We start from the raw sequence: 12,662 nt of genomic DNA on the forward strand, positions 1-12,662 counted from the left end.
TTTTACAGGGTGCGGAATCTTGCTGCGTGGGAAGTTAGTTGGAGCCGGACTTTATGCATCCGAATGAATAGCTGAATTATAACGAAAATAAACGGTTGTGACAGCATTATGTCTGCCAATCATTGTTCAGGCCGTCTGAAAGTTATCCGTGCCGGATGGGGAAACCTGCTTTTTGAAGGCGTGGCCAATCGAAGAAATGTCCGGGATCGGTTTTCCTGTCCGGCGCGATGTCCTGATGACCGGTAACGGCCTGAATCGGATAATGTTCGGAAATAGCGGTCAGCAAGGCTTGCAGGCTGGTGTATTGTGCTTCGGTAAAAGGCTCGAAATCGCAGCCTTCCAATTCGATACCGATGGAGAAGGCATTGCATTTTTCTCTGCCTTGAAACGACGATACACCGGCATGATAGGCCATGTCGTCGCAGGAAACGAATTGGACGGTTTCGCCTTTACGGTTGATGAAAAAATGGCTGGAGACGCGCAGGGTGTGGATGATGCTGAAAAAAGGATGCTCGTCAGGGTTGATTTGGTTGGTAAACAATTTTTCCACCGCCCCCGTGTTGTACTCAAAAGGAGGAAGGGAAATATTATGGAGGACAACCAAAGAGATGTCTTCATCCGGTTCTCGCGGGCTGAAATTGGGCGAATGAGTTTGGCGTGCATTCAGCCAACGGCCGTTTTGCCAAGTGTTTTTTGAAGGGGAATTCATGGTTTCAGACGGCCTTTCGGGATAGGAAAACATACGTTTGGGACGGTGGCAGGCTTAATATGCTTGTTTTCGGTTATACTGTCGCCCGACACGTTCACAAACCAAGAATCCTACCATGTTGAAAAAATTGTTGAAATGGCTGGCCGTATTTTTGACGGCATTTGCCGCCGTGGTTGCCGCATTGTTGTTTGTTCCGAAAGACAACGGCAAACCATATCGTATTACCATTACCAAAAATCAGGGTATTTCTTCCGTCAGCCGCAAACTGGCTCAAGACGGCATCGTTTATAACCGTTATGTGCTGGTAGCCGCCGCATATGTGATGGGCGTACACAACCAACTTAATGCCGGCTCTTACCGCCTATCTGCCAAAGTATCGGCTTGGGACATTTTAAAACGCATTAAAAAAGGCCGTCCTGACTCGGTCAGCGTGCAAATTTTGGAAGGCGCGCGTTTTGCACAAATGCGCCGTATTATCGATAACACTGCCGACATTGCCCACGATACGCGCGGTTGGAGTGATGAAAAACTGATGGCCGAAGTGGCACCCGATGCCTTGAGCAGCAATCCCGAAGGACAGTTTTTCCCGGATAGTTACGAAATTGATGCCGGCGGCAGCGATCTTCAAATTTACAAAATCGCCTACCGTAAGATGCGGGAAAACCTGCAAGAAGCATGGGATGACCGTCAAAGCGGCCTGCCTTATAAAAATCCGTACGAAATGCTGATTATGGCGAGTCTGATTGAAAAAGAAACCGCGCACGAAGACGACCGCGCCCATGTAGCCGCCGTATTCGTCAACCGCCTGAATATCGGCATGCGCCTGCAAACCGACCCGACCGTCATCTATGGCATGGGTGATGCGTATAAAGGCAGAATCCGCAAAGCCGACCTGCAACGCGATACGCCTTACAATACCTATACGCGCAGCGGTTTGACGCCGACGCCGATTGCGCTTCCCGGCAAGGCCGCGCTTGAAGCGGCGGGTCATCCGTCTGATGAAAAATATCTGTATTTCGTCTCAAAAATGGATGGTACGGGCTTGAGCGAGTTCAGCCACAACCTTTCTGAACACAACGCTGCCGTACGCAAATATATTTTGAAGAAATAAACCGAATAGGCCGTCTGAAACATTTATAATCCCAGTTTCAGACGGCCTTTAAATTGACGATATCCATATGAAACCCAGATTTATTACCCTTGACGGCATAGACGGCGCAGGCAAATCTACCAACCTTGCTGTAATGAAAGCATGGTTTGAGAAACACAAACTGCCCGTATTGTTTACGCGAGAACCGGGAGGTACTCCGGCCGGAGAAGCATTGCGTGAAATCCTGCTCAACCCTGCCACCCAAGTCAGCCTGCGTACCGAAACCCTGCTGATGTTTGCAGCCAGACAGCAACACTTGGAAACAGTCATTCTGCCTGCCCTGAAAAACGGCACGCATGTCGTTTCCGACCGCTTTACCGATGCAACGTTTGCCTATCAAGGAGGCGGACGAGGCGTTCCCTTGCAAGATATTGACACGCTTGAGCATTGGGTGCAGGGCGATTTCCGCCCAGATTTAACCTTGCTGTTGGATGTGCCTTTGGAAGTGTCAATGGCGCGTATCAACCAAACGCGTGAGAAAGACCGCTTTGAACAAGAAGAAGCCGAGTTTTTCAATCGGGTGCGCGAAGTATATCTGCAACGTGCTAACGAACAGCCGGAACGCTATGCCGTCATCGACAGCAGCCAAAGTCTGGACTCAGTAAAAAATCAGATTGAAACCGCGCTAGACAGTCATTTTAGATTGAATGTTTAAGTTTAAATAAAATGCCGTCTGAAAGAAGGGTAGTGTGGCGAAGAAATATTATTACAGAAGTTTTTAGGTATAAAACCAAATAAAACGAAACATCAAAACAAATGTAATAAATATCGGTATGCGCCACCAAAAGAACATGATAAAATTACGGCCTCTTACAAAGCCGGTCTGTTAACAACCCGACTTTAGAAATTTTAAACGTCTGAAGCAGCCTGTTTCAGACTTGTTCGCTGTAAAATCTCTCTCGCAAACAGGATCGATAAATGGAAAATTCATTAAAAGAAGCCGCCCTGCAGTTCCACGAATTCCCCGTGCCGGGCAAAATCTCCGTTACCCCAACCAAATCTTTGGCTACTTCTAAAGACTTGGCGTTGGCGTACTCTCCGGGCGTAGCCGCTCCTTGTATGGAAATCCATGCCGATCCGCAAACTGCCTACAAATACACTGCCAAAGGCAACTTGGTTGCCGTGATTTCCAACGGTACAGCAGTGTTGGGTTTGGGCAATATCGGCGCATTGGCCGGTAAACCTGTAATGGAAGGCAAAGGCGTATTGTTCAAAAAATTCGCCGGTGTTGACGTATTCGATATCGAAATCGATGAAAAAGACCCGCAAAAACTGGTAGACATCATCGCTTCTTTGGAACCGACTTTCGGCGGTATCAACCTCGAAGACATCAAAGCGCCTGAGTGCTTCTACATCGAACGCGAATTGCGCAAACGTTGCAAAATCCCTGTATTCCACGACGACCAACACGGTACCGCCATCATTACCGCTGCCGCTGTACTGAACGCTTTGCGTTATACCGGCCGCAAAATTGAAGAAGCGACTTTGGTGTGCTCCGGCGCAGGTGCTGCAGCGATTGCCTGCTTGAACCAATTGCTGGATTTGGGTCTGAAACGTGAAAACGTAACTGTCTGCGACTCCAAAGGCGTGATTTACAAAACACGCGAAGACAAAGACCGTATGGACGAGTCCAAACAGTTCTACGCCATCGAAGACAACGGCCAACGCGTATTGGCTGATGCCGTTAAAGGTAAAGACATCTTCTTGGGTCTGTCCGGTGCAAACCTGCTGACTCCTGAAATGCTGAATACCATGAACGAAAAACCAATCGTGTTCGCTATGGCAAACCCAAATCCGGAAATTCTGCCTCCATTGGCAAAAGAAACCCGTCCGGATGTGGTCATCGGTACCGGCCGCTCAGACTTCCCGAACCAAGTAAACAACGTATTGTGCTTCCCATTCATCTTCCGTGGCGCATTGGATGTCGGCGCGACCACCATCAACGAAGAAATGAAACGCGCTTGCGTATACGCTTTGGCTGACTTGGCAATGGAAGAAGTAACTGAAGAAGTGGTTGCCGCTTATGGTAAGAAATTTGAATTCGGCGCGGAATACCTAATTCCTACTCCATTCGACTCCCGCCTGTTACCTCGCGTTGCTTCTGCTACCGCTAAAGCAGCTATGGAAAGCGGCGTGGCTACCCGTCCAATCGCTGACTTGGATGCGTACGCTGCTAAATTGGCTGCATGGGAACTGTAATTCAGTAAATAGTGCTTGATTGAAAAGGCCGTCTGAAAGTTGTATTTCAGACGGCCCTTTTGTTTATTGGGTATTTTAGAAATGGCTTAATGCAGTAATTGTAATAAAGAATACGATAATCTGCTGGTTCAAAATCGACGTGGGAATATGGATTGTTTTCTAAGATAGGTTTCTTATTTTTGAGCGGCTTTGACTTTGCAGGGTTTGTACGGGATTAAATACAATATTTTTGCCAGCTTTTTTAAACAACTTATCGGCGACCCACGCTACGCTCGCTATGGTTTATACCTATTTAAAGCTGGTACCATTTCTTCGAAATCACAAGAAATAATTGTGATAATATTTGCATGGTTTAAATATTCTAAAAAATTATTAATTTTATTGATACATTCATCAATATCATATTGATTTAACATAATTATCTCTATGATAAATGGAAAATATAAAAAATTATCTTTAAAGTTAAAATTACGTTTTTCATCAAATTCATCATTATTAAAAAAATAAATATCTAACATTTCAGTTTCTATATATTTACCATTTATTAATGGTGATTTAAATAAATTTTCAATCGCTGCAGAGATTAGATTTTTATCTTGACTACTAATAAATAATTTACAAAAATCAGAAATCATAAATTTTCCTTACTGAACTTTAATATAAGGTGGATTGTCAAATTTTCCACCTTATCAGGCCGTCTGAAAACGGTTTCAGACGGCCTGAGTTAATGAAACGGTTTATTTTTGCCAATAGGTTTTGACGTTGACGAACTCGTACAGCCCGAATTCTGATAGCTCGCGTCCATAGCCGGAAGCTTTGACGCCGCCAAAGGGGAGGCGCAGGTCGCTGCTGGTATGACGGTTGATAAAGACAGAGCCTGCTTGGATTTTTTCGGCGTATTGCCATGCATTTGCTGTGTCCGCTGTGTAGATACAGGCGCCGAGGCCGAAAGGTGTGTCATTGGCAAGTGCGACGGCGTGATCCGGATTGTCGGCGCGTAAAATCATGGCAACTGGGCCGAAGACTTCTTCGTGCCAAACGCGGCAGTTTGGATTGACTTGATCCAATACCGTGGCAGGGTAAAACCAGCTTTCTCCCTCAGGAATATAGCCGCCGCTCAAGCATTGCGCACCGTGTGCAACCGCATCTTGAACCTGCTCGTGCACGTTTTGACGCAGGTCTTGGCGGTGAAGCGGGGCAAGGGTGGTATTCGGATCTTTGGGGTTGCCGGTTTGCAGTTTGGCGCACTCGGCAAGGAAAAGCGGGATAAACTGTTCGGCAATATCTTGGGTAACAATGATGCGTTTGGCGGCATTGCAGGATTGTCCGGCATCGCGGAAACGCGAATAGCAGGCATCGATGGCTGCACGTTGCAGATCGGCATCAGGCAGGATAATGAACGGATTGCTGCCGCCCAGTTCAAGGACGGTTTTTTTCAGATGTCTGCCCGCATGGGCGGCCAGCAAGCGACCGGTATGGGTCGAACCGGTAAATGCCATGGCATCGGTATCTTCAATGGCTTGAAGCGTGTCTTCATGGCTTAACCATGCGCCGATAAGCGGCAAACCTTCGGGGACAAGGCTGAATAGGGTTTCGCTGACGCGGGCGACACTGGGCGCAGGTTTGACCGCGCAGGCATTGCCTGCACAAAGGGCAGGGATGGCAAATCGTAAAATCTGCCAAATAGGATAATTCCACGGCATGACTGCCAAAACAACGCCCAAAGGCTCGAAGCGGACTTGGCTGAGGCTGGCTTGGGTGGCGATGGTTTTATGGGCAAGCAGTTCGGGGGCAAGGCGGACGTAGTAGCGGATAAGCTCGATGGATTTGCTGATTTCGGCACGACATTCGTGCAGGCAGCGTCCGACTTCTTCGCAAACCATTTCGGCAAGGCGTTCTTGGTTTTGGGTAAGGCTGTCGGCAAATTGCTGTAAGAGGGCGGTGCGCTCGGTAATGCTTGATTGGGCGAAGGTTTGCTGAAGGGTTTGGAGGCGGTTTAATTTGTCGGTAAATTCAGTGTAGCTTTGTGCTGGTCGGCGGCAAATGGTTTCACCGGTAAAGACATGGGTGCTGTGAAACATGGTTGGCTCCTTTGTTTTTATGTTTTTATGAGGCCGTCTGAAAACGTTTCAGACGGCCTTTTATTGTGATAATTGTACTTCAAGCGACCAGTTGGGGAAAAATAGATTTTAAGCCGGCAACAATAATCTCTACGGAAATGGCGGCAAGCATCATGCCCATGATGCGGTTGAGGATGGTCAGGCCGGTAGTGCCCAAGCGTTTGCTGATGCGTCCGGCCACGACCAGAATGAAATAGCAAATCAGGCTGACCAAAAAGCCGGAGATGATAATCAGGGCAATATCGCTGTAATTTTTGGCGGCAGAGGAATAAATGATGACAGTGGAGATACCGCCGGGACCGATGGTAATCGGAATGGCAATGGGTACGACGGCAATCGCTTTTTCATTGCGGCGGACTTGTTGCGCACTTTGATGTTCTCCTGAATGGGGATCAATTTTGGGTTTGGCAGGATTATCGTTGCCGTTCATTAAGGAGATGGCAATCAGTAAAACCAGAATACCGCCGCCGACTTGGAAAGAGCCGACGCTGATGCCTAGTACTTTCAATAAGATACCGCCGCTCAGTGCAAAGACGATGATTACGATGAAAACAGCCAATGCGGCAGTACGCGCGATTCTGCGCTTTTCTTTGGTGCTGTGGTTTTGTGTCAGATCAAGATAAATTGAGAGTGCGCTGAAAGGATTAATCAGCACGAGAAATGCCACAAGCAGCTTGCCGATTTCTACACCCAGTTCCATATTATTCCTCGCTTTCAGTTAGGTTATCGTTATCCGCATTACGGCGGCGGAGGTTTTTGTGTTCATTGGCAATACCCATCAACAGGGCGATCACCACCATGATGGAAAGCGTAGCCGTACCGCCGTAGCTGACCAAGGGGAGGGGGACGCCGACAACGGGCAAAATACCGCTGACCATGCCCATGTTTACAAAGGCATAGCAGAAAAAAGTCATGGTCAACGCGCCTGCCAAAGTACGACTGTAAAGGGATTGCGCTTGCGCGGCAATCCACAATCCGCGTGCCAAAATAATAAGGTAAACCAGCAGCAAAAGGATATTGCCGATCAGGCCGAACTCTTCGCCGAATACCGCAAAAATAAAGTCAGTCGTTGATTCGGGAATATAGTCCAAATGGGTTTGCGTGCCGTTGAGCCAGCCCTTACCCCATACGCCGCCCGAGCCGATGGCAATCATGGATTGGATAATGTGGTAGCCTGCACCTAACGGATCTTTGGTTGGGTCAAGCAGGGTGAGGACGCGGGTTTTCTGGTAGTCGTGCATGCCGTAATTCCACAAGAGCGGCAAAGCGGCCACAAAGGCAATAATGGCGGCAAAAATAGCCTTCCAAGGCAATCCGGCAAAGAAGATGACAAAAATACCCGAAGCCATAATCAGCGCGGCTGTACCGAGGTCGGGCTGTTTCAAAATCAGGGCGACAGGAACAAGAATCAGCACGAGGGCGACAATATAATGTATCCATTTCAGACGGCCTTCATAGCGTTGGAAATACCACGCGACAGTCATGGGAATGCCGATTTTCATGATTTCGGAAGGCTGGATACGGGTAAAGCCGAGACTCAGCCAACGGGTTGAGCCGTTGACGGTAACGCCGGCGACTTCGACGCCAATCAACAGTAATACGCCGACAATGTAAACAGGTAGGGCAACTTTGGCAGCCGTTTGCGGCTTGAATACGGCGATAATCCATAACAGGGCAAAGCCCAAAACGGTATGGATGGTTTTGTTTTCCAATTGGCCGAACTCTTGCCCGTCTGCAGAATAGAGCAGGAACAGGCTCATGATGTAGATGGCGAGCATGGCAAAAAACAGCCAAGGGTCAATCGGGGCTGCAATGGTGGATTTGAAATTTTTCCACGCTGATGTGTTATTCATGATGAACCTCCGGCTGTGAGGCAGGGCTTGTCGGCGTCAGTCCGTAGGCAGATTGGAAAATGCTGGTAATAGGCTGATGCTTGTTCGTTGTTTCAGTTTTGGCTAAATCTGACTCAAGGCCGTCTGAAAACTGTTGCGGCTTGACGTGAAACATATAAAAATCAGTTATTTCACGGGCCAATGGCGCGGCATACGCACCCCAGCCGCCGTTTTCCAAAATAACGGCAATGGCGATTTCAGGTTTTTCCAATGGCGCAAACGAGATAAACCATGCGTGGTCGCGGTGTTGTTCGCGCAGGGCTGCGGCGTTGTAGCGTCCGCCTTGTTTGATTTGTACGACCTGGGCCGTACCGGTTTTACCGCCCATCGTATAAGCGAGTCCGCCACCGATACGGTGTGCCGTGCCGCCCGGTTTCAATACCTTTTCCATTGCGCGTTTGACGTATTCGAAGTTGTCGGCTTTGAACGGAATTTGACGCTCGGGATTAGGGTTGATTCGGGTAATTTTGCGTGCGCCAAAATCTAATACTTCTTTGACCAAATGCGGCTGATAAACGACACCGTTATTGGCCAGAGATGCTGTTGCATGAGCCATTTGCAAAGGTGTGTAGGCGTTGTAGCCTTGTCCGATGCTGACAGAAACCATTTCGCCGGCGCGCCATTCTTTGGCGGTAGGGTCGGAAGATTTGGCAAAACGTTTGGCTTTCCATTCGCGGCTAGGCAAAACGCCTGTGTATTCGCTGGGCAGGTCAATGCCGGTTTTTTGTCCGAAACCGAATTGTGCCAGATACGGAGAGGCTTTATCGATACCCATTTCGTAACCCAAGCGGTAGAAGAAGGTATCTGAAGATACTTGGATGGCTTTACTCAAGTTGGCCGAGCCGTGGCCGCTGCGGACAGAGTCGCGGAAAATATGGCGGCTGCCGGGTATGCTCCATGCTCCGGGGGCGGGGATGATGGTGTTTTGAGTGATTTTGCCGCTTTCCAATAAGGCCATGCCCATAAAGGGTTTGAATGTAGAACCCGGCGGGTAAAGGCCTTGGGGAACGCGGTTGATCAAAGGCTTTTTCCAATCGTCATTCAGCATTTTCCAAGTATCACTGTCGATGCCGTCAATAAAGAGGTTGGGATCAAAAGAAGGTTTGGAAACAAATGCCAAAACAGTGCCGTCTTGCGGATTGATGGCCACCAATGCGCCACGGCGGTCGCCTAAAATGCGGTCGGCTTCCTGCTGCATACGAATATCCATGCCCAGGCGCAAGGTTTGCCCCATTTTGGACGGAACATTTTTCAATACGCGGACGATATTGCCGTAAGCGTCTTTTTCGACTTCCTGATAGCCTGGAATGCCATGAAGCTGGTGTTCGTAATATTTTTCCAAGCCGGATTTGCCGATATGCGTACTGCCGCGGTAGAGGACGGTCAGGCCTTCTTCTTCCAGCATTTCTTTGTCTTTATCACTAATACGGCCGATATAGCCTAAGAAGTGGGAAGTCAGTTTGCCGTAAGGATATTCGCGGAATGTGCGTGAGTTGACCTCTACGCCTTTAAATTCACGCAGATGTACGGACAAACGGGCGGCCTCTTCATCGGTCAGCCTGAGCTTGAGCGGGATATTTTCAAATTTTCGATAGCTTTCGCGGTATTTTTTGAAGCGTTTTAAATCTGTCGGCGTAATATCAACATATTTTTTCAATGCTTCAATGACATCTTCCATCTTACCTTCAATGCGGCTGGGAATAACTTCGAGCGAAAAGACTGGATAGTTTTTGGCCAAAGGAACGCCGTTGATATCGACGATTTCGCCGCGTACGGGCGGTGTTGGAATCAGGGTAATGCGGTTGTTCGATGCCTGACCGGAAAACTCGTTGTGTTGAGTCACTTGCAGGTAGAAGAACCGCGCCAGCAAGATGGAAAAGAAGATGATAATCAGGATAAAAGCAACAAGCAGGCGCAACAAAGCGTCGGCTTGTGCTGCCTGAGCAGAAGGTTTTTTGGTATGTTGACCACCGGAAAGACGGCGTGGAAGAATCGGTTTCATCTTTTCAGTGGGAGCGGTAAATACGGGTCACAATCAGCATCAGTTGGCTGAGTATCGGCCAAAGCAATGCGCCGACAAATGGGGCAACAAAGCCTTGCAAAGTGATGACCTGATGATTGAGGAACAAACGGACAACAGTTAAGGCGGTCTGATTGAGAAGCAGCGCAGCCAATACAGCGGCCAATTGCATAATGTGGCCGTAAAGCATGATTTGGCGGCGGCGGTTTAAAATGAAATAAGTCATCACGACGTAAGACAGGGCGTGCAAGCCCAAAGTTGCGGCGGTTGCGGCATCGACAATCAGGCCGATGGCAAAAGCCAGTCCCATGCCTGCGCGTTGCGGTTGGTGCAATGTCCAATACAGCAACATCAGTGCTGTCATTTCAGGCAGCCAAAAGAATCCGTCAAAGGAAAACGGCATAAAGTCCAGTATCATCATCACGATGAGACTGGCCGCCATGATGTGCAGCGGTACTGCACGGTAAGAATCGTCAAAATCGTTCATGAAATCAGCGTGGGGAAGAAGGTGCGGAAGAAAGTACCAAGACAAAACGGCTGCTGCGTAAAGCGGCCAAAGGCGTCAGTTGTGTATCGTAATAAGGCGTTCCCGATGCGCGGACAACTTTGCTGACGGTTGCAACCGGAATCCCCGCCGGATAAGTACCGTCCAAGCCGGAAGTCAGTAGAATATCGCCGGGTTTCAAGTCTGAACCGGTTGGGAAATAGCGCAAATCCAAACCGTTGCCATTGCCGTATACCAAATTGCGTTCGCCGGTGCGACTGACGGCTATGGGGACAATGCTTTGTCCGCCTGAAATCAGCCCAATTTCCGCACTTTGTGTGTGAACTTGTGTCAACAGGCCGATCAAACCGCTTTGATCGATGACCGCATCACCAACTTTCAAACCATCTTGGCCGCCCTTGCCGATAATCAGTCTTTCGGAAAGCGGATCTTTGCCATTGGAAATGACTTCCGCACCGATAACGTTGTGAATGCCTTTTTGTTGCAAACCGTACAGTTTTTTTAATTCGCGCAATTCATCAGTATTGACTTTATCTCGCTGCAAATCAATTTTCAGACGGCCATTTTCTTCCAGAAGTTGGCGGTTTTGTTCCAAGAGCTCAGATTTGGACTGGGAGAGGTCGGCAAAATATTGATAAAGTTGAACAGGTTGATTTGCCAGCCATTGAACAGGATAGAGCATGGGCATTACTGCAGCACGTACAGGCTGCATCAATGAAAAGCGGTAATCTGCCACCATCAGGCCGGCAGCCAGAGCGATATAAACGACAAAACGAGGCAACAGCTTAGAGCCTTTTGCCTCGTCAAAGCGCAAAGAAGAGCGTTCCATAACCATCTACCTTATGGGTTTTCCGTGAATACGGTATCCCATTTGCCGATATAGTCCAAAGCCTTACCGGCACCATAGGCAACGCAGTTCAGAGGTTGGTCGGCAATACCGACGGGCAGGCCGGTTGCGTCGGCCAAGACAGTATCGATACCGTGCAGAAGCGCACCGCCGCCGGTCAGCATAATACCGCGGTCGGCGATGTCGCCGGCCAATTCAGGCGGAGCCTGTTCCAAAGCTAGACGAACGGCACGGATGATTTGATTTACCGTTTCACTCAATGCTTCACGGATTTCATCTGAAGTAACTGCCAAGGATTTAGGCGTACCTTCGGCCAGATCGCGGCCTTTAATGCGCATGGCTGTTTCGGTTTCAAAGCCCGAGGCAGAGCCGATTTGTTTCTTCAATTCTTCGGCTGTAGCTTCGCCAATCAAGACACCGCGATGGCGGCGCAGGTAATGGATGATACTTTTATCGAATTCATCGCCGGCTGCGCGGACAGAAGCAGAATAGGCCATGCCGCCCAGTGAAAGAATACCGATTTCAGTCGTACCGCCGCCAATATCGACAATCATCGAACCTGCCGCATCTTCAATCGGCAAGCCCGCGCCCAAAGCGGCGGCCATCGGTTCTTCAATCAAATGCACGCTTGCCGCGCCGGCGGCAAACGCCGAATCCAAAATTGCTTTACGTTCCACTTGGGTAGAGCCGCCCGGAACACAGATAACCACACGAGGCGGAACCAAAGACCGTCCTTCGGTGGCTTTTTTAATCAACATCCCCAGCATACGCTCGGTGATCACAAAGTCTGCAATCACACCGTCCCTCATCGGGCGGACAATTTCGATATTGCGCGGCGCACGACCCTGCATCTTTTTGGCTTCCGTGCCCACTGCCATAATTTTACTTTTATTGCCTGCGCCGGATTGAATCGCAACCATGGACGGCTCATCCAAAACAATCCCTTTGCCGCGTACAAAAATCAGCGTGTTGGCCGTGCCCAAATCGATGGCAATATCATTGGAGAGGAAACGAGATAAAAGACGAAACATTAGGATTCCTGAAATTCCGGCCCAGTCCGGATGCTTTAAGCAGTATTTAAAATAAGAAAAACAGGTACACGGTTTTAGACGGATAAATGCGCCCTTAAAAGGCCGTCTGAATCAAAACACCATGCCAACCTGTTTGGTTTTCGGTTATAATTCTTCGCTTCATAGAAGACGAAATGCAATGATACCCCA

General features: G+C 48.8%; 12 protein-coding genes. 3 read left to right on the top strand and 9 right to left on the bottom strand.

Going from position 1 to position 12,662, the window contains the following annotated elements; genetic code table 11:
* Positions 1 to 142: 142 nt before the first annotated feature.
* Complete coding sequence (gene ampD, locus ACTHTJ_RS00820; RefSeq protein ID WP_070584097.1) at positions 143 to 709, bottom strand: 1,6-anhydro-N-acetylmuramyl-L-alanine amidase AmpD; 567 nt, start codon at positions 707 to 709, stop codon at positions 143 to 145.
* Between the two features lie 115 nt (positions 710 to 824).
* Between ampD and mltG the strand changes: the two genes are divergently transcribed.
* The 3 genes from mltG (at position 825) to ACTHTJ_RS00835 (ending at position 4,058) form a co-directional block, all read left to right on the top strand.
* Positions 825 to 1,820 carry an endolytic transglycosylase MltG gene (gene mltG, locus ACTHTJ_RS00825; RefSeq protein ID WP_049331460.1) on the top strand — a complete coding sequence of 332 codons (996 nt, stop codon included), beginning with the start codon at positions 825 to 827 and terminating at the stop codon, positions 1,818 to 1,820.
* 67 nt (positions 1,821 to 1,887) lie between these two features.
* On the top strand, positions 1,888 to 2,514 hold the full coding sequence (gene tmk, locus ACTHTJ_RS00830) for a dTMP kinase (protein WP_070584099.1): 627 nt from the start codon (positions 1,888 to 1,890) through the stop codon (positions 2,512 to 2,514).
* 263 nt (positions 2,515 to 2,777) lie between these two features.
* Positions 2,778 to 4,058, top strand: a complete 1,281-nt coding sequence (locus ACTHTJ_RS00835; RefSeq protein ID WP_080974648.1) for a malic enzyme-like NAD(P)-binding protein — start codon at positions 2,778 to 2,780, stop codon at positions 4,056 to 4,058.
* Between the two features lie 275 nt (positions 4,059 to 4,333).
* Here the strand turns inward: ACTHTJ_RS00835 and ACTHTJ_RS00840 are convergent, their stop codons facing one another.
* The 8 genes from ACTHTJ_RS00840 to ACTHTJ_RS00875 all read right to left on the bottom strand — a co-directional run bounded on the left by ACTHTJ_RS00840 (position 4,334) and on the right by ACTHTJ_RS00875 (position 12,473).
* On the bottom strand, positions 4,334 to 4,693 hold the full coding sequence (locus ACTHTJ_RS00840; protein WP_440360739.1) for a hypothetical protein: 360 nt from the start codon (positions 4,691 to 4,693) through the stop codon (positions 4,334 to 4,336).
* Positions 4,694 to 4,795: 102 nt separating this feature from the next.
* Positions 4,796 to 6,139, bottom strand: a complete 1,344-nt coding sequence (locus tag ACTHTJ_RS00845; RefSeq protein ID WP_070584103.1) for an aldehyde dehydrogenase family protein — start codon at positions 6,137 to 6,139, stop codon at positions 4,796 to 4,798.
* 79 nt (positions 6,140 to 6,218) lie between these two features.
* Positions 6,219 to 6,878 (bottom strand): MarC family protein, encoded by a 660-nt coding sequence (locus tag ACTHTJ_RS00850; protein WP_070584105.1) that lies wholly within the window; start codon positions 6,876 to 6,878, stop codon positions 6,219 to 6,221.
* Between the two features lies 1 nt (position 6,879).
* On the bottom strand, positions 6,880 to 8,031 hold the full coding sequence (gene rodA / locus ACTHTJ_RS00855; RefSeq protein ID WP_070584107.1) for a rod shape-determining protein RodA: 1,152 nt from the start codon (positions 8,029 to 8,031) through the stop codon (positions 6,880 to 6,882).
* Complete coding sequence (gene mrdA, locus ACTHTJ_RS00860; protein ID WP_070584108.1) at positions 8,024 to 10,072, bottom strand: penicillin-binding protein 2; 2,049 nt, start codon at positions 10,070 to 10,072, stop codon at positions 8,024 to 8,026. The genes rodA and mrdA overlap by 8 nt, the downstream gene beginning before the upstream one ends.
* 4 nt (positions 10,073 to 10,076) lie before the next feature.
* Positions 10,077 to 10,577, bottom strand: coding sequence for a rod shape-determining protein MreD (mreD, locus tag ACTHTJ_RS00865; RefSeq protein WP_070584110.1), 501 nt, complete (start codon positions 10,575 to 10,577; stop codon positions 10,077 to 10,079).
* A 4-nt stretch (positions 10,578 to 10,581) separates the two neighbouring features.
* Positions 10,582 to 11,424 carry a rod shape-determining protein MreC gene (gene mreC / locus ACTHTJ_RS00870; RefSeq protein ID WP_070584112.1) on the bottom strand — a complete coding sequence of 281 codons (843 nt, stop codon included), beginning with the start codon at positions 11,422 to 11,424 and terminating at the stop codon, positions 10,582 to 10,584.
* A gap of 11 nt (positions 11,425 to 11,435) precedes the next feature.
* Positions 11,436 to 12,473 (bottom strand): rod shape-determining protein, encoded by a 1,038-nt coding sequence (locus ACTHTJ_RS00875; RefSeq protein ID WP_070459838.1) that lies wholly within the window; start codon positions 12,471 to 12,473, stop codon positions 11,436 to 11,438.
* Positions 12,474 to 12,662: the final 189 nt, after the last annotated feature.

Source organism: Neisseria sp. P0018.S001, assembly GCF_051957355.1.
In the GTDB taxonomy this organism is placed as follows: domain Bacteria; phylum Pseudomonadota; class Gammaproteobacteria; order Burkholderiales; family Neisseriaceae; genus Neisseria; species Neisseria subflava_A.

Coding starts and splice junctions, on each gene's coding strand:
- ampD (WP_070584097.1), bottom strand. CDS start 709: ATGAATTCCCCTTCAAAAAACACTTGGCAAAACGGCCGTTGGCTGAAT.
- mltG (WP_049331460.1), top strand. CDS start 825: ATGTTGAAAAAATTGTTGAAATGGCTGGCCGTATTTTTGACGGCATTT.
- tmk (WP_070584099.1), top strand. CDS start 1,888: ATGAAACCCAGATTTATTACCCTTGACGGCATAGACGGCGCAGGCAAA.
- ACTHTJ_RS00835 (WP_080974648.1), top strand. CDS start 2,778: ATGGAAAATTCATTAAAAGAAGCCGCCCTGCAGTTCCACGAATTCCCC.
- ACTHTJ_RS00840 (WP_440360739.1), bottom strand. CDS start 4,693: ATGATTTCTGATTTTTGTAAATTATTTATTAGTAGTCAAGATAAAAAT.
- ACTHTJ_RS00845 (WP_070584103.1), bottom strand. CDS start 6,139: ATGTTTCACAGCACCCATGTCTTTACCGGTGAAACCATTTGCCGCCGA.
- ACTHTJ_RS00850 (WP_070584105.1), bottom strand. CDS start 6,878: ATGGAACTGGGTGTAGAAATCGGCAAGCTGCTTGTGGCATTTCTCGTG.
- rodA (WP_070584107.1), bottom strand. CDS start 8,031: ATGAATAACACATCAGCGTGGAAAAATTTCAAATCCACCATTGCAGCC.
- mrdA (WP_070584108.1), bottom strand. CDS start 10,072: ATGAAACCGATTCTTCCACGCCGTCTTTCCGGTGGTCAACATACCAAA.
- mreD (WP_070584110.1), bottom strand. CDS start 10,577: ATGAACGATTTTGACGATTCTTACCGTGCAGTACCGCTGCACATCATG.
- mreC (WP_070584112.1), bottom strand. CDS start 11,424: ATGGAACGCTCTTCTTTGCGCTTTGACGAGGCAAAAGGCTCTAAGCTG.
- ACTHTJ_RS00875 (WP_070459838.1), bottom strand. CDS start 12,473: ATGTTTCGTCTTTTATCTCGTTTCCTCTCCAATGATATTGCCATCGAT.